The organism is Streptomyces sp. NPDC042364 (assembly GCF_056437585.1).
Window position 1 is genome coordinate 74256 of sequence record NZ_JBWKAJ010000005.1, and the last position, 15537, is coordinate 89792.

Consider the following 15537-nt stretch of genomic DNA (forward strand, 5'->3'; position numbering starts at 1 on the left):
AGTGGCTACATCTCCTCGGCTACGAAGCTGCGAAGCCAGGTCCGGAAGTCCGGGCCCAGGTCTTCACGTTCGCATGCGAGTCTGACAATGGCACGCAGGTAGTCGCCACGGTCCCCGGTGTCATAGCGGCGGCCCTTGAAGACGACGCCGTGCACGGGACCGCCGACCTTCTCGTCCGCGGCGAGCTGCTGCAGGGCGTCGGTGAGCTGGATCTCGCCGCCGCGGCCCGGCTCCGTCTTGCGCAGGACCTCGAAGATCTGCGGGGCGAGGACGTAGCGGCCGATGATCGCGTAGTTCGACGGGGCGTCGGCCGGGTCGGGCTTCTCGACCATGCCCGTCACCTTGACGACGTCGCCGTCCTCGGTGCTCTCGACGGCGGCGCACCCGTAGAGGTGGATCTGCTCGGGGGCGACCTCCATGAGCGCGATGACGCTGCCGCCGTGCTGTTCCTGGACCTCGACCATGCGCTTCAGGAGCGGGTCGCGGGGGTCGATGAGGTCGTCGCCGAGGAGGACCGCGAAGGGCTCGTTCCCCACGTGGGGCGCGGCGCACAGGACGGCGTGGCCGAGGCCCTTGGGGTCGCCCTGGCGTACGTAGTGGATCGTCGCGAGGTCGTTGGACTCCTGGACCTTGGAGAGCCTGCTGCCGTCGCCCTTCTTCTCCAGGGCCGACTCGAGCTCGTGGTTGCGGTCGAAGTGGTCCTCGAGGGGGCGCTTGTTGCGTCCGGTGATCATCAGGACGTCGTCGAGCCCCGCGGCCGCCGCCTCTTCGACCACGTACTGGATCGCCGGCTTGTCCACGACCGGCAGCATCTCCTTCGGAGTGGCTTTGGTGGCCGGGAGAAAGCGAGTGCCGAGACCCGCGGCGGGAATGACAGCCTTACTGATCCTGGGGTTCGCCTCAGTCATGTCCGCAACCATATCCGGTGCCTTTATGAAGAATCTGTGGCTCCGGTCAATTCGCTCTCATATGAGCAGATTAGAAGGGTACTAGGGCAACCTGTGAGTCAGATGGGTCGTGAAGCGGAGCCTCCCAAGCGAACGTTGCGCAGAGAGTTCCTCGCGGTGAGGAACGGATTGACAGACGATGACGTCAGGAAAACGGCGGAGCTCCTCGCCGGGCGGGCGCTCGACCTGCCCGAGCTGGCGCACGCGCGTACGGTCGCGGCGTACGTCTCCGTGGGGCGCGAACCCGGCACCCTCGCGCTCCTCGACGCGCTGCGCGCCCGCGGGGTGCGCGTCCTGCTGCCGGTCCTCCTGCCGGACAACGACCTCGACTGGGGCGTGTACGAGGGAGAGGGCTCCCTCGCGGGCGTGCGGCACGGCGGCGGCCGTATGGCCCTTCTGGAGCCCGTCGGCGAGCGCCTCGGCCCCGACGCCGTGACCACCGCCGACGCCGTGCTCCTCCCGGGGCTCGCCGTGGATGCGCGCGGGATGCGGCTGGGCAGGGGCGGCGGCTCGTACGACCGCGTCCTCGCCCGCCTGGAGCGCGCGGGCGCCGACCCGGCCCTGGTGGTGCTGCTGTACGACACGGAGGTCGTGGACCTGGTCCCCGGGGAACCGCACGACCGGCCGGTGCACGCGGCGGTGACCCCCTCCGGGGTGCGCCGCTTCCGGTGACCGGGCGCCCGCGCTGACCGGGCGCCCGCGCGGCCGGAACGTGAAAGCGGCCCCCGCACGTGCGGGGGCCGCTTTCGTGATCAGCCGGTCATGGCTTCAGCAGCAGCGTGTCGCTCGTGTTCTCCTGGACCGCCTTGCTGGAGAAGGACCACGTCAGCAGTTCGCCCTTGACCCACTTGGCGGTCTGGTCCGTGTAGTGCGCGTTGTACGCGTGCCCGGACGCACCCGTGAGGTTGATCCACTTGGACTTGTCGAGGTTCCCGAGGTTCACGATCATCCGCATCGACGGCACCCACACGACCTCGTAGCCGCCCGCCGCGTTCCAGCCGCTGGCGTTGACCGTGGCCTCGCCGCCGCCGAGCTTCCAGGGGCCGCGGTTGAGCATGTACTTCAGGAATCCGGGGCCCTCGGTGCCGAGCGTCTGGTTCTTCAGGAACAGGCGGTGCAGCCGGCCCCAGCTCCAGGTGTCGATGTCCTTGCCGAGCCTGGCGGTCAGCTCCCAGCGGGCGTCGCGCATGGCCCGCGCGAACAGCTCGTCACGGGTGTCGGCGGCCTTCTGGTTGCGGAGCGCCGGCGTGGACCACCAGTCGTTGTCCTGGTCGTCGATGATCCGGCGGACCACCTCGAACCAGCGGTCGCCGCCGTCCGGCTGGGCCTGGTCGGCGTCGCGCCTGCCGCACTCGCGCACCCGGCGGTCCTCGTCGGCGGGCCCGGTGCTGTCGACCGGCTCGACCGACAGGCACTGGCCCTTGACCCGCAGTTCCTTGGGCAGCTTGTTGCCGAAGGCGAGCTTGAGGATGTTGCGCCAGACGGAGTTGAAGTACGCGGCGGCCGCCGAGTCGGCGTCCTGGGTGTAGTCCCAGCCCTCCAGGAGCTTCTGCGCCTCGCGGACGTGCTTGTCCTCGACGTCGATCTTCAGCAGCAGCGGCACCAGCAGCTTGGCGATCTCGCTGCTGTTGTCCATCTGCATCTGGCGCATGTCCTCGGTGGAGATCTTCCCGCCGCCCTTGATCTTCGACTCGATCAGGCTGGTGATGCGCTGCGCGCGTGTGCCGTAGCCCCAGTCGGTGGTGAGCGTGTACGGGTACTTCTCGTCGACGACGGCCTGGTTGGCGGTGACGATGTAGCCGCGGTCCGGGTCGTACTCGTAGGGCAGTTCGTCCTGGTCGATGTAGCCGTTCCAGCGGTACCCGGCGTCCCAGCCGGGCGCGGGCACCGAGCCGTCGCCCTTGCCGCGGGTGGGGATCTTTCCGGGCAGCTGGTAGCCGATGTGGCCCTTGGTGTCGGCGTAGATCAGGTTCTGCGAGGGCACGTCGAACAGGGCCGCTGCGCGGCGGAAGCCGTTCCAGTCCGCGGCCTTGTTCATCGCGAAGACGGCGTCCATGGTGGTGCCGGGCTCCAGCGCGGTCCAGCGCAGGGCGATGCCGTAGCCGTCGCCGCGGTCGGGGGCGTCCCGGTCGACGGTTGCCTTCCTGCCGACCTGGACGAGTTCGCTGCTGCGGTCCGACAGCAGGGGCCCGTTGTTGGTGGTGCGGACGACGATCTTCTTGTCGGAGCCGCCGGCGACCTGGATGGTCTCCTCGCGGGTCTCGAACGGCAGCACCTTGCTGCCGAACTGGTAGCCGTCGCCGGTGAGCTTCTCCAGGTACAGGTCGGTGACGTCGACGCCGGAGTTGGTCATGCCCCAGGAGATGTTCTGGTTGTGGCCGATGACCACGCCGGGCATCCCGGCGAAGGTGTAGCCGGCGACGTCGTACTGGCACTTCTGGGAGACGGACTTGCAGTGCAGGCCCATCTGGTACCAGACGGAGGGCAGCGAGGCCGACAGGTGCGGGTCGTTGGCGAGCAGCGGCTTGCCGGTGATGGTGTGGCTGCCGGAGACGACCCAGGAGTTGGAGCCGATGCCGTTGCCGTTCACGCCGACGGCCTCGGGCAGGTCCTCCAGGACCTCGTAGAGGCCGGTCAGCTGGGTCTGGACGGCCGAGGAACCGGAGGAGGCGCCCGCGGTGCCCGCGCCCGTCCCGGTGCCGCCGGTCCCCGTGCCGCCCGTGCCGGTCCCCGTGCCGCCGGTGCCGGTCCCCGTGCCGCCGGTGCCGGTGCCGCCCGTGCCCTGCGTGGAGCCGCCGGGGGTCTGCGAGGTCCCCGAGCCGTCGGTCCAGGTCTCGGTGAGCTCGTCGTACGAGCCCTCCTGGACGATCGCCTTGTTCCGGTCGTACGGGTACTGCGGGTACAGGTCGGCGATCTGCTTGGGGCCGAGGCGGCTGGTCATCAGGGCGCGGTCGATCTCGTCCTGCATGTTGCCGCGCAGGTCCCAGGCCATGGCCTTCAGCCAGGCCAGGGAGTCGATCGGGGTCCATTCCTCGGGCTTGTAGTCGTTGGCGAAGCCGAGGGCCGCGTACTCCAGGGAGATCTCCTCGCCGTCCTTGCCGGCGAGGTAGGCGTTGACCCCCTTGGCGTACGCGTCGAGGTACTTCTTCGTCCCGGCCGAGAGCTTCGACTTGTACTCCTCCTCGGCGACACGGTGCCAGCCGAGGGTGCGCAGGAACTCGTCGTTGTCGACCTGGCCCTCGCCGAACATCTCCGAGAGGCGGCCGGCCGTCATGTGACGGCGCACGTCCATCTCGTAGAACCTGTCCTGCGCCTGGACGTACCCCTGCGCCATGAACAGGTCCTCGTCGGTGGAGGCGTAGACCTGCGGGATCCCGTAGTCGTCGCGCTTGACGTCGACCGGGCCCGACAGGCCCTCCAGGGTTATGGAGCCCTTGGTCTGCGGGAACGAGGCGCGGACCGTGCTGATGGACCAGAACGCCCCGAAGCCGACGCCGCCGATGAGGGCCAGAACCAGGATGATCAGGAGAAGGCGTACTTTGCGCCCCTTCTTCCTGCCGGACTTGCCGGACTGCTGGCCGGAGGAGGCGGTGGTGTTGGGGGGCATCGCTGTCCTTGCTGTCCTAACACGAGCGGCAGGTCGGGCTGTGCTTTGTACTGAACGCTGGAGCAACCATAGGCGCAGGGCCCGACACGACTTGACGCGGAGTCGGGAACTGGCACGGACGGACGCTCGATCATGCCCTCGCAAGCGTCAAGAAATCGTCAAGAGTTAGGTAAGGTAACGAAGTACTTGCACTGAAGTAACCCGGTCAGCACGGTTCCCGTGATCGGCTTCGCATGCCCTCACGCACACGTGCCCGCTTCAGGTGCTCGGCAGCCCACCACCTGGAACCACGTGCGGTTCGGCGAGAAAGGTACGACCCTCTGACTGTCCATGACCTCAACCAGCTCCTGCTCGTCTGCTCGCTCGTCCTCCTGGTCGCGGTGGCCGCGGTCCGGATCTCGTCGCGCAGCGGGCTCCCCAGCCTGCTCGTCTACCTGGGCATCGGCATCGCCATGGGCCAGGACGGCATCGGGGACATCCACTTCGACAACGCCGGACTGACCCAGGTCATCGGCTACGCGGCCCTCGTCGTGATCCTGGCGGAGGGCGGCCTCGGCACGAAGTGGAAGGAGATCAAGCCGGCCCTGCCGGCCGCCAGCACGCTGGCGCTGGTGGGGGTCGCGGTGAGCGTGGGTGTCACGGCCACGGGCGCGCACTACCTGATCGGGCTGGAGTGGCGGCAGGCGCTCATCATCGGCGCGGTGGTGTCCTCCACGGACGCGGCGGCCGTCTTCTCCGTGCTGCGCAAGATCCCCCTCCCCGCGCGCCTGACGGGCACCCTGGAGGCCGAGTCCGGCTTCAACGACGCCCCCGTGGTCATCCTCGTCGCCGCGCTCTCCACGGCCGGACCGGTCGAGCACTGGTACACCCTGATCGGCGTGATAGCCCTGGAGCTGGTGATCGGCGCCGCCATCGGCCTCGCGATGGGCTGGCTGGGCTCCTGGGGCCTCAGGCACGTCGCCCTGCCCGCCTCCGGCCTCTACCCGATCGCCGTCATGGCCATCGCCGTCGCCGCCTACGCGGCCGGCGCGCTCGCCCACGGCAGCGGCTTCCTCGCCGTCTACCTGGCCTCCATGGTGCTCGGCAACTCCAAGCTGCCGCACTGGCCGGCCACCCGCGGCTTCGCCGAAGGCGTCGGCTGGATCGCCCAGATCGGCATGTTCGTCCTGCTCGGCCTGCTCGTCACCCCCCACGAGATGGGCGGCGACATCTGGCCCGCGCTCGTCATCGGCCTGGTGCTCACCATGGTGGCGCGACCGCTGAGCGTCGTCGTCGCCCTGGCGCCGTTCCGGGTGCCCTGGCGGGAGCAGGCGCTGCTGTCGTGGGCCGGACTGCGCGGCGCGGTGCCCATCATCCTGGCGACCATCCCGATGGTGAGCGGCGTCGAGGACAGCCGACGGATCTTCAACATCGTCTTCGTGCTGGTGGTCGTCTACACCCTGGTCCAGGGGCCGACCCTGCCCTGGCTGGCCCGCAAGCTGCGGCTCGGCGGCAGCGGCGACGAGGCCGCCGACCTGGGCATCGAATCGGCCCCCCTGGAGCGGCTGCGCGGCCATCTGCTGTCCGTCGCCATCCCGGAGAAGTCCCGGATGCACGGCGTCGAGGTCAACGAGCTGCGGCTGCCCGCGGGCGCGGCCGTCACCCTCGTCGTCCGCGAGGGGACCTCCTTCGTGCCCCTGCCGACGACCGTGCTGCGCCGCGGAGACGAGCTCCTCGTCGTCGCCACCGACCCCGTCCGCGACAGCGCGGAACGCCGGCTGAGGGCCGTCGGCCAGGGCGGCAAGCTGGCCGGATGGCTGGGCACGGGGAACGGCGACGGCGGATCAGGCCGTTAGGAGCGGATCCGGTCGTTAAGAACAGGTTTCGAAGCGTTCACACCATCCGGATTCGGAGGCCTGGCCGCCGATAGTGCTCATTTTCACAGGGGGGATGGCCGGTTCCCCCTGTACGATGAAGGCGCACTTGATCGGACCAACTCTGCCTGACGCAGAGCTGGCGCGACCGTATGGCGGCCGGATCGCCCCCTTCCGTGGGCGTCGGCATCTACCGCAGTAGCGCAAGAGGACAGCTCTCGGCGCCCGGCCCCTCGCGCAGGGGGACCGCGCTACCAGGCGGCGGAAAGGCACGGGCCGTGGCATCCACGGTCACCTCGAAGACGTCCCGCCCGGGATACGGGCAGCTGCTGCGCACCCGCGGCGCGTGGACGTTCCTCCTCCCCGGCTTCGCGGCACGCCAGCCGTTCGCGATGCTGACGCTTTCCATCGTGCTGCTGGTGCAGCACACCACCGGCTCGTACGGGGCGGCCGGCGCCGTCGCCGCAGTGACCGGTGTCTCCATGGCGCTGTTCGCCCCGTACACCGGCCGTCTCGCCGACCGCTACGGTCAGCGCGCGGTCCTGCTCCCGGGCATCCTCGTGCACGGCGCGGCGGCCCTCTCCCTGACGGCGCTGGCGCTCGCCCACGCGCCCCTGTGGGCGCTGTTCGCGGCCGCCGTGCCGACCGGCGCCTCGGTGCCGCAGGTCGGGCCCATGGTGCGGGCCCGCTGGGGCGTCAGGCTCAAGGACTCGCCCCTGATGTCCACCGCGGCGGCCTTCGAGTCCGTCACGGACGAGCTGACCTTCGTCCTCGGCCCGCTGCTGGCGACGGCGCTGTGCACGGCCGTGCACCCGGCCGCCGGTCTGCTCACCGAGGCCACGCTCACGCTGGTCGGCGGGCTGCTCTTCGCCGCGCAGCGGGGCACCCAGCCCGAGGTCGTCCCCGTGGCCCACGCACGTGCCGAGCGCGTCTCCGCGCTGTCGGTTCCCGGTGTGCGCGTCCTGATCGCCGCCTTCCTGGGCATCGGCTCCGTCTTCGGCGGTATGCAAGTCTCGCTCGCCGCCTTCAGCGAGTCCATCGGCGAACCCGGCATGAACGGCGTCCTCTACGGCGTCTTCGCCGCCGGCAACATGCTCTCCGGCATCGTCTGCGGCGCGATCGCGTGGAAGGCGACCCCCAGGCGGCGCCTGATCGCCGGGTACGCGGCCCTCGCGCTGGCGGCCTCCGCCCTGTGGACCGCCGACTCCGTCGTCGTGCTCGCCGCCCTGGGACTCCTGGTCGGCATGTGCATCGCGCCCGCGCTGATCACCGGCTACACCCTGGTGGAGAGCCTGGTCCCGGCGGGCGCCCGCACCGAGGCGTTCACCTGGCTGACCGGCGCGGTCGCGCTCGGCCAGGCGGCCGCCGTCACGGCCGCCGGACAGCTGGAGGACCGGCTGTGGGGCGGCGCCGGGTTCCTGGTGCCGATGGCCGGTACGGCCCTGGCCCTGGTCACCCTGCTGGCGCTGCGTTCACGGCTGGTGGCGCGGCCCCGGAGCCGTACCGTCGCGCGTGTCGTCGGTCACCGAGTGCCGGTGACAGTGGACTGATGGCCGGGGAATAGGTCACTATGGATCGTCGTTAGCACTCATCGAGTGAGAGTGCCAGGAGGAAGACCAGTGCCGACGTACCAGTACCAGTGCACCGAATGCGGTGAGGGCCTCGAAGCGGTGCAGAAGTTCACCGACGACGCCCTGACCGAGTGCCCCAGCTGCAACGGCCGCCTCAAGAAGGTGTTCTCCGCGGTCGGCATCGTCTTCAAGGGCTCCGGCTTCTACCGCAACGACAGCCGCGGCTCGTCGTCGAGCAGCAGCCCGGCGTCGTCGAAGTCGTCGTCCTCCTCGGACTCGAAGGCCGCGTCCTCGACGTCGTCCTCCGACGCGAAGTCGTCGTCGTCCTCGGGGTCGTCGTCCTCGGGGTCGTCGTCCTCGGCCAGCAGCAGCTCCGCCGCGTAGCACTCCCGCAGCGCTTCCTTCCGGACCCTGCCGTCGTACACCGACGGCAGGGTCTGCGGCGTCCCCCCGCCCGGTTAGGGTGCGGGCATGGCGAACACGGAGCAGCTGGGCAACGCGGTGGCCACGTCGACGCGAGCGTCGGGGGCCGGCCGGGCGGAGATCGGTGTCATCGGGGGTTCGGGGTTCTACTCCTTCCTCGACGACGTGACCGAGATACAGGTGGACACCCCCTACGGGCCGCCGAGCGACTCGCTCTTCCTCGGCGAGATCGCCGGCCGCCGGGTCGCCTTCCTCCCGCGCCACGGCCGCGGCCACCATCTGCCGCCGCACCGCATCAACTACCGCGCCAACCTGTGGGCCCTGCGCGCCGTGGGAGCGCGCCAGGTACTCGGCCCGTGCGCGGTGGGCGGACTGCGCCCGGAGTACGGCCCCGGCACGCTTCTCGTGCCGGACCAGCTGGTGGACCGTACGAAGTCCCGGGAGCAGACGTACTTCGACGGCCTGCCCCGGCCCGACGGCACCATCCCCAACGTCGTCCATGTCTCGCTCGCCGACCCGTACTGCCCCGCCGGGCGCAGGGCCGCCCTCGAAGCGGCCCGCGGCCGTGACTGGGAACCCGTGGACGGCGGCACCCTCGTCGTCGTGGAGGGCCCCCGCTTCTCCACCCGCGCGGAGTCCCTCTGGCACCAGGCCCAGGGCTGGTCCGTCGTCGGCATGACCGGCCACCCCGAGGCGATCCTCGCGCGCGAGCTGGAGCTCTGCTACACCTCCCTGACCCTCGTCACCGACCTCGACGCCGGCGCCGAGACCGGCGAGGGCGTCTCCCACGAGGAGGTCCTCGAGGTCTTCGCCGCGAACATCGACCGCCTCCGCGGCGTCCTGTTCGACACGATCACCGCGCTGCCGGCCACCGACACCCGCGACTGCCTGTGCACGAAGGCGCTGGGCGGGATGGAGCCGGGGTTCGAGCTGCCGTGACGGGGGTGGTCGGGGAGGCATGAGGGCCGGTACTGCGGGGAGGGCCGGGGCGGAACACCTCGTTCGGGTGGCGCGGTTTTCCACAGTCGGTGGATGATCCACAGGCCGCAGCGGGCGGGGCCGTGAAGCCTCATCGTGGGACCGCGAGCCGATCTCACACAGCAGGTGGTGACCCCATGTCCCGTGCCTCGTCCCACGCCCCCTCGCCCCACGCCCCCTCGTCCCACGCCCCCTCGTCCCGTGCCTCGTCGCGTGCCTCGTCCCCTCCCTCCCCCCGCCCTTCGTCCGCGCACTCGTCCCGCTTCGCGTCCACGCCGCCGGTCTCGTCCTCGCACGCATCCGGATCCGCGTCCGCCGGCCCGCCCTCCTGGGCCGCCGGGCCGCCCGGCACGGACGCGCCTCCCCCTTGCGAGGTCCCGCACTTCGCCCCGCTGCGGGTACGGGGCGGGGCACAGCGGTTGCGGCGCCTCGCCCGCTGCCGGCGGCGGGCCGTGGCGGCCGGTCTGGCGGTGACCGCCGCCGCCCTGCTGGCGGCGGGAGCGGGGCCGAGGGATGCGGAACGGGTCAGGGGGCACCCCGTGGCCGGCCCCGTCCCCGAGCGGCGGGCCGCCACCGGGACGGTGACCGCGCCGGTACGCATCGCCGACGGCGCGACGGTCCGGCTTCTGCGCCCCGGCGACCGCGTCGACGTGATCGCTGCGGAGGAGTCAGCCCAGGGCGGCGACGCACGAGTGGTCGCGCGAGGCGCCCGCGTCACCAAGGTGCCGTCGGCCAGCGCCACGGAGAGCGGCGCCCTGGTGGTCCTGTCCGTCCCGCGCGCCACGGCGGCCCGCCTGGCCGGCGCGGGCGCGACGTCCCGCCTGGCGGTGACCCTGTGGTGAGGCCCCTGGGCCCGGCCCGCACGTCAGGTCCCTCGTCGGTGGGACCCCAGGGGACGGCCGGGGCGCGCCCTGACGTAGGTTGCGGAGTCGTTTGTCCCACAACCAGCGCAGAGAGGCCTCGTGGTGAGCGAGAAGAAGGAGCCGAGTGTCTGGGAGGGCTTCAAGGCCTTCCTGATGCGGGGGAACGTCGTCGACCTGGCCGTCGCCGTGGTCATCGGCGCGGCCTTCACGAACATCGTCAACTCCGTGGTGAAGGGCGTCATCAACCCTCTGGTGGGGGCGTTCGGCACCAAGGACCTCGACAGCTACGCCAGTTGTCTGAAGGCCCCCTGTGTGGTCGCCGCGGACGGCACCGTGACGACGGGCATCCAGATCGCCTGGGGTTCGGTTCTCGGCGCCACCCTGAGCTTCGTCATCACCGCGGCCGTCGTCTACTTCCTGATGGTCCTGCCCATGGCCAAGTACCTGGCCCGCCAGGAGGCCCGCCGGAAGGCGAAGGAGGGCACCCACGAGATCATCGAGGTGACGGAGCTGGAGGTCCTGAAGGAGATCCGCGACGCCCTGGTGGCCCAGCGCGGCTCGGGCCACGACCGCGAGTAACCAGTCGCACGGCGCACGTCCGGCGATGTCAGAGGTGGTGGGGCGGCTTCTCGTCGAGGAAGCGCTTGAGGTCGGCCGCGCCGTCGCCGCCGTCGCCGGGCCGCTCGCCCCAGCCGTGGTCCGTGTCGTCGGACGAGGGCCGGCTCAGCGGGTCGTCGAAGACCAGCGCGGCCTTGGGGTCACGCGGCTCGGGGGCGGGATCGCTGCTCATGCCTCCAGGGTACGGGCCCCCGCGTGAACGCCCCCAGCCCAGTCGCCGGACACCCCCACCCACCGCCCGAGCCGCTCGCCCGGTGCTCCCGTACGCCGGTCGAGCCGGTCACCGGACGCTCCCGTGCCCGGCCCGGGCCGGTGACCGGACCCCTCCGCGCACTCCCCCGGCCCGCACGCGCACTCATGTACTCGCGGGCGAGAATTCCCCCGGCTTCTCTGGTGTGCTTGGCGCCATGACGTCCAGTTCCACGCCCTCGTCGCCCCCGGCGCGGGAACCCGACCCGGGCTCCGCCCCGGCCACGGCTTCCGCCTCTCCCCCCGGTGCCGACCGGCCCCCGATGCGCCGGCTCGTCGCCCGTGGGCGCGGGGAGGCCCACCGCGTCGCGTCGCCGCTCGACGAGCACGGGCAGCAGGCCGTGTTGCCACTGGCCGCGCTGGCGGTGGTGCTGTGCACGTTCCTGGGTCACTGGGCGGTTCTGGCGGCGGGCGCCGTGGCGGCGGGAACGGTGGCGACCGGCGTGGCGTTCACGGCACGTACGGCCGGTGCGGAGGGGGCCAGGACCGCCGCGCCCGGTCAGGGTTGAGGGAGCCACAGCCACAGTCCGACACGCTCGCACCCGGTCGCAGACAAGGACACACATGACACCCGAGACCTCCGGCACCCCCGGGACCTCCGACCGTCCCCGCCCCGTGGACGCCCTGACCGACGTGCTCGGGCTGCGGGTCGGGCACGCCACCCGGTCCGGCGGCGGCTGGCTGACCGGTACCACCGTCGTGCTGGCTCCGGAGGGCGGAGCGGTCGCGGCCGTGGATGTACGCGGAGGCGGGCCCGGCACCAAGGAGACGGACGCGCTCGACCCGCGGAACCTGGTCCAGAAGGTCGAGGCGGTGGTACTGACCGGCGGCAGCGCGTACGGACTGGACTCGGCGTCGGGCGTGATGGCCTGGCTGGAGGAGCACCGGCGCGGGATACGGGTCGGCCCCGATCCGGCGCATGTCGTGCCGGTCGTGCCGGCGGCCTGCGTCTTCGACCTGGGCCGGGGCGGCGACTTCCGGGCCAGACCGGACGCGGCCACCGGCCGGGCGGCGGTCGAGGCGGCGGCCGTGAGCGGGCTCGGCGCGCCGGTGGCGGAGGGCTGCGTGGGCGCCGGGACGGGGGCGACGGCCGGGGTGCTGAAGGGCGGTGTGGGGACCGCGAGCACCGTGCTCGGCTCGGGGATCACGGTGGCCGCGCTGGTGGTGGCCAACGCCGCCGGGTCGGTGATGGATCCGGAGACGGGCGCGCTGTACGGGGAGTTGTTCCAGGGGCGGGCGGCGTATCCGGCGGCGCAGGTCCATGAGGCCGCGCGGCGCAGGATCGCCGGGGCCACCGCGAAGAACGCGCCTCCCCCGCTGAACACCACGTTGGCCGTCGTCGCGACCGACGCCGATCTGACCCGCGCCCAGGCCCGGAAGGTCGCCGGCACGGCGCACGACGGCATCGCCCGCGCCGTGCGGCCCGTGCATCTGCTGAACGACGGCGACACGGTGTTCACCCTGGCCACGGGCGCCCGTCCGCTCCCCCCGGAGTCCGGCCCGCTCGCCCTCAACGAACTCCTCGCGGCGAGCGCCGACTTGGTGACGCGGGCGATCGTACGGGCGGTACGGGCGGCCGAGTCGGTGGACGGACCGGGCGGGATGTGGCCGTCGTACGGGGAGTTGTACGGGGACGCCCACGGGGACTCGTGACCGGCTCCGTCCACCGGGCCGGGGGCCTTCTCGCCGCGTAGTCGGCGCGGCCGTCGTCCAGGGCGTGGCAGGCGTACCCGGACAAGTGTCGGAGGGGTGGGGCGCGGGGTCCGGGGGAGGCAATTGTCCCGGTTCTGTCACGTGATGCCGTGCGGGGCGGAAGTCGGGAACCCTCTCGGCCGCCGGTCGCTCTTTCTCCACGTACTGGAGCGGATGACGTAGATCACGTGGACGCGTAGAAGGTGGAGCAGATCGTGACGAGGCCGAAGATAGCTGTGCGGCGTGTGATGGGGGCCTGTGCCGTGCTGGTGGCCGGCGCGCTGACCCTGACCGGCTGCGGTGGGGACGCCCAGGCCGACAACAAGGGCGGTGGCGACAACAAGACGTCGGCCAAGGACTCGTCGGCGCGGATCACGATCTCGGCGAAGGACGGTTCGACGAGCGCGTCCATCAACTCGACCGGTGTGAAGGTCAGCGGCGGCAAGCTGACCGAGGTGAGGATGACCGCGACGGAGGCCGGCACCGAGGTTCCGGGGGAGATCGCGGCGGACGGGCGCTCGTGGAAGCCGAAGGGGCAACTGGAGCGGGGGACGAAGTACCGGATCTCCGCGACGGCGAAGAACGCGGCGGGGAAGACCTCGGCCGCCGACGCCGGCTTCACGACGGTCTCGACCGCCAACAGCTTCATCGGCACGTACACGCCGGACAGCGGCACCACCGTCGGGGTGGGCATGCCGGTGTCGTTCACCTTCGACAAGGCGATAACGGACAGGAAGGCCGTGCAGTCGCACATCAAGGTGACGTCGAGCAGCGGGCAGGAGGTCGTCGGTCACTGGTTCGGGGCGCAGCGGCTCGACTTCCGGCCCGAGGAGTACTGGAAGGCCGGGTCCAAGGTCACCATGAAGATCGACCTGGACGGCGTCGAGGGGGCGAACGGCCTGTACGGGGTGCAGGACAAGACGGTGACCTTCACCGTCGGGCGCTCGCAGATCTCCACGGTCGACGTCAACACGCAGACGATGAAGGTCGTACGGGACGGCCAGACGATCAAGACCGTGCCGATCTCGGCCGGCAGCGCCCAGAACCCGACGTACAACGGGCAGATGGTGATCTCTGAGAAGTCCAAGCAGAAGCGGATGGACGGCGCGACGGTCGGCTTCGCCGGGGAGTACGACATCCCGGACGTGCCGCACGCGATGCGGCTGACCACGTCGGGCACCTTCCTCCACGGCAACTACTGGTACAGCCGGGGCAACCCGCCCTTCGGCCGGCAGGGCACCAGCCACGGCTGCGTCGGCCTGGCGGACGTCCAGGGGGCGAACGGCGACACGGTCGCCAAGTGGTTCTTCGACAACTCGCTCCTCGGCGACGTGGTGATCGTCAAGAACTCGCCCGACGACACGGTCGCACCGGACAACGGGCTCAACGGCTGGAACCTGTCGTGGAGCGACTGGAAGGCGGGAAGCGCCCTCTGACCCAGGGTTTCCGAGTATGTGTCAGGGGGTTCGTCGGGCCGCGCGGGAACCAGCCGCGCGGCCCGGCCGTTTTATGTACGTACGTTTTCTCGGTTCCCGGACATGATGTCCGACCGAGGGGCTACGGTATGCACCCACAAGGTGACATGCAGCAACGCCGGGAGAAACCTTGAGCGTTCCGTACGAGACGGCAGCGTACGAACCAGCCGAGTCGCCCGAGTCTCCGGAGGAGCACCTCGCGCGGCTCCTCGGTCGCGCCCTGAACTCCTTCGAGCTGCCCGACGAGACGATACGACAGCTCGACTGCGCCCTCGCGCACGACGGCTCGTTGCACTCCGCGCACTACAGCTCGGGACTGCACCGGGCGACGTACCGGCACACCTGGCTGCTCGCCGACGGCTCCGCGGTCACCCTGTGGGAGCTGGTGCACAACACGGTGCCCGGCAGTGACACCCAGCACGAGGTGTACACGGACGAGGAGGAACTGCGGGCCGCCACCGCGCGGCTGCCACTGCCCCCGGACGCCCCCGACTTCGAGCTGCCGGCGGTGGTGGAGCTGACGGCGTTCCCCGAGCCGCGCCACGCGTACACGCCGGACGACTCCGCGGACCACGCACGGCGGCTGCTGCGGCGGGCGGAGAACCCGGACCCTCCCGGCGACGAGATCGCCACGCTGCTGCTGCGGACCGCGTTCGCGCACGAGATCACCCAGGCGTTCGGCCGCCCGAACCGGCCCCGCCGGGGCAGTCGGCCCGGGCTGAGCTTCTCGCTCTACGAGCACGCGTTCCTGCTCACGGACGGGCAGGAGATCTCCCTGTGGGAGGTGGAGCACACGGCCACCCCGGACGGTCGCCACATGTGCGAGGTCTACACGACGGAGGACGCGGCCCGGGACGCGATGGAGCGCCGGGCGGGGTTACTCGGCTAGTGCCGCAACACGCAACGCACGAGCGGCGGCCCAGGCCATGAGGTCCGGGGCGGGGGCGCTCAGGCCAGGCGGTCATCACTGAACTGGCGGGCCAGGAACGCGAAGGCGTCCTGCTCGGCCGGGGTCAGCTCGACATGCTCGACGTGCGGGCCCTTGCGGCGCTGGTGGGGCAGGGCCCGAAGGCGCCCACCACGGCGCCGGGCCAACTCCATGAAGCGGGCGCGATGCGCCTCGCCGTCCCGGCGCAGAACGCGGACCAGCACGGCGACCCAGATGACCGCCGCGACGGCGAGGGTGGCCACGCCCACCAACTGGAGGATCGACACGTGCTCAGGCATGCCCTCCAGTAGACACCACCAGAGGGGACTTTGA

At 71.3% G+C, this 15537-nt stretch carries 15 protein-coding genes; 11 read left to right on the forward strand and 4 right to left on the reverse strand.

Annotated elements, in window-relative coordinates:
- Positions 1–5 precede the first annotated feature (5 nt).
- Positions 6–908, reverse strand: a complete 903-nt coding sequence (galU, locus tag AC067N_RS12120; RefSeq protein ID WP_478678790.1) for a UTP--glucose-1-phosphate uridylyltransferase GalU — start codon at positions 906–908, stop codon at positions 6–8.
- Between the two features lie 102 nt (positions 909–1010).
- Between galU and AC067N_RS12125 the strand changes: the two genes are divergently transcribed.
- The gene (locus AC067N_RS12125) at positions 1011–1619 is read left to right on the forward strand and encodes a 5-formyltetrahydrofolate cyclo-ligase (RefSeq protein ID WP_478678791.1); all 609 of its coding nucleotides are present in this window, start codon (positions 1011–1013) and stop codon (positions 1617–1619) included.
- Between the two features lie 88 nt (positions 1620–1707).
- Here the strand turns inward: AC067N_RS12125 and AC067N_RS12130 are convergent, their stop codons facing one another.
- Entirely contained in the window at positions 1708–4554 is a 2847-nt protein-coding gene (locus tag AC067N_RS12130) for a penicillin acylase family protein (RefSeq protein ID WP_478678792.1), read from the reverse strand.
- Positions 4555–4787: 233 nt separating this feature from the next.
- Here AC067N_RS12130 and AC067N_RS12135 point away from each other — a divergent pair, with 233 nt between their 5' ends.
- The 6 genes from AC067N_RS12135 (at position 4788) to mscL (ending at position 10821) form a co-directional block, all read left to right on the forward strand.
- Positions 4788–6389 carry a potassium/proton antiporter gene (locus tag AC067N_RS12135; protein WP_478678793.1) on the forward strand — a complete coding sequence of 534 codons (1602 nt, stop codon included), beginning with the start codon at positions 4788–4790 and terminating at the stop codon, positions 6387–6389.
- 296 nt (positions 6390–6685) lie between these two features.
- Positions 6686–7957 (forward strand): MFS transporter, encoded by a 1272-nt coding sequence (locus AC067N_RS12140; protein WP_478678794.1) that lies wholly within the window; start codon positions 6686–6688, stop codon positions 7955–7957.
- A 69-nt stretch (positions 7958–8026) separates the two neighbouring features.
- Positions 8027–8362, forward strand: a complete 336-nt coding sequence (locus AC067N_RS12145; protein WP_478678795.1) for an FmdB family zinc ribbon protein — start codon at positions 8027–8029, stop codon at positions 8360–8362.
- 87 nt (positions 8363–8449) lie between these two features.
- The gene (locus AC067N_RS12150) at positions 8450–9340 is read left to right on the forward strand and encodes an S-methyl-5'-thioadenosine phosphorylase (RefSeq protein WP_478678796.1); all 891 of its coding nucleotides are present in this window, start codon (positions 8450–8452) and stop codon (positions 9338–9340) included.
- Positions 9341–9516: 176 nt separating this feature from the next.
- Positions 9517–10221 (forward strand): hypothetical protein, encoded by a 705-nt coding sequence (locus AC067N_RS12155; protein WP_478678797.1) that lies wholly within the window; start codon positions 9517–9519, stop codon positions 10219–10221.
- A gap of 123 nt (positions 10222–10344) precedes the next feature.
- Positions 10345–10821, forward strand: a complete 477-nt coding sequence (gene mscL, locus AC067N_RS12160; RefSeq protein WP_478678798.1) for a large conductance mechanosensitive channel protein MscL — start codon at positions 10345–10347, stop codon at positions 10819–10821.
- A gap of 28 nt (positions 10822–10849) precedes the next feature.
- Here the strand turns inward: mscL and AC067N_RS12165 are convergent, their stop codons facing one another.
- Positions 10850–11032, reverse strand: a complete 183-nt coding sequence (locus tag AC067N_RS12165; protein WP_478678799.1) for a hypothetical protein — start codon at positions 11030–11032, stop codon at positions 10850–10852.
- A gap of 235 nt (positions 11033–11267) precedes the next feature.
- On the opposite strand from AC067N_RS12165, the gene AC067N_RS12170 reads away from it, so the two are divergent.
- The 4 genes from AC067N_RS12170 to AC067N_RS12185 all read left to right on the forward strand — a co-directional run bounded on the left by AC067N_RS12170 (position 11268) and on the right by AC067N_RS12185 (position 15165).
- Positions 11268–11618 carry a hypothetical protein gene (locus tag AC067N_RS12170; protein WP_478678800.1) on the forward strand — a complete coding sequence of 117 codons (351 nt, stop codon included), beginning with the start codon at positions 11268–11270 and terminating at the stop codon, positions 11616–11618.
- A gap of 55 nt (positions 11619–11673) precedes the next feature.
- Positions 11674–12762: a P1 family peptidase gene (locus AC067N_RS12175; protein WP_478678801.1), complete on the forward strand. Its 1089-nt coding sequence runs from the start codon at positions 11674–11676 to the stop codon at positions 12760–12762.
- A gap of 254 nt (positions 12763–13016) precedes the next feature.
- Positions 13017–14237: a L,D-transpeptidase gene (locus AC067N_RS12180; RefSeq protein ID WP_478678802.1), complete on the forward strand. Its 1221-nt coding sequence runs from the start codon at positions 13017–13019 to the stop codon at positions 14235–14237.
- A gap of 169 nt (positions 14238–14406) precedes the next feature.
- Complete coding sequence (locus AC067N_RS12185; protein ID WP_478678803.1) at positions 14407–15165, forward strand: DUF6227 family protein; 759 nt, start codon at positions 14407–14409, stop codon at positions 15163–15165.
- 59 nt (positions 15166–15224) lie between these two features.
- On the opposite strand, the gene AC067N_RS12190 is transcribed toward AC067N_RS12185, so the two are convergent.
- Positions 15225–15503 carry a hypothetical protein gene (locus AC067N_RS12190; protein ID WP_478678804.1) on the reverse strand — a complete coding sequence of 93 codons (279 nt, stop codon included), beginning with the start codon at positions 15501–15503 and terminating at the stop codon, positions 15225–15227.
- Positions 15504–15537 lie beyond the last annotated feature (34 nt).

What these genes read in the sequence shown, in the direction of transcription:
- AC067N_RS12170 (WP_478678800.1), top strand. Translation starts at nt 11,268, where the DNA reads ATGACGTCCAGTTCCACGCCCTCGTCGCCCCCGGCGCGGGAACCCGAC.
- AC067N_RS12165 (WP_478678799.1), bottom strand. Translation starts at nt 11,032, where the DNA reads ATGAGCAGCGATCCCGCCCCCGAGCCGCGTGACCCCAAGGCCGCGCTG.
- AC067N_RS12125 (WP_478678791.1), top strand. Translation starts at nt 1,011, where the DNA reads ATGGGTCGTGAAGCGGAGCCTCCCAAGCGAACGTTGCGCAGAGAGTTC.
- AC067N_RS12190 (WP_478678804.1), bottom strand. Translation starts at nt 15,503, where the DNA reads ATGCCTGAGCACGTGTCGATCCTCCAGTTGGTGGGCGTGGCCACCCTC.
- galU (WP_478678790.1), bottom strand. Translation starts at nt 908, where the DNA reads ATGACTGAGGCGAACCCCAGGATCAGTAAGGCTGTCATTCCCGCCGCG.
- AC067N_RS12130 (WP_478678792.1), bottom strand. Translation starts at nt 4,554, where the DNA reads ATGCCCCCCAACACCACCGCCTCCTCCGGCCAGCAGTCCGGCAAGTCC.
- AC067N_RS12175 (WP_478678801.1), top strand. Translation starts at nt 11,674, where the DNA reads ATGACACCCGAGACCTCCGGCACCCCCGGGACCTCCGACCGTCCCCGC.
- AC067N_RS12135 (WP_478678793.1), top strand. Translation starts at nt 4,788, where the DNA reads ATGCCCTCACGCACACGTGCCCGCTTCAGGTGCTCGGCAGCCCACCAC.
- AC067N_RS12150 (WP_478678796.1), top strand. Translation starts at nt 8,450, where the DNA reads ATGGCGAACACGGAGCAGCTGGGCAACGCGGTGGCCACGTCGACGCGA.
- AC067N_RS12155 (WP_478678797.1), top strand. Translation starts at nt 9,517, where the DNA reads ATGTCCCGTGCCTCGTCCCACGCCCCCTCGCCCCACGCCCCCTCGTCC.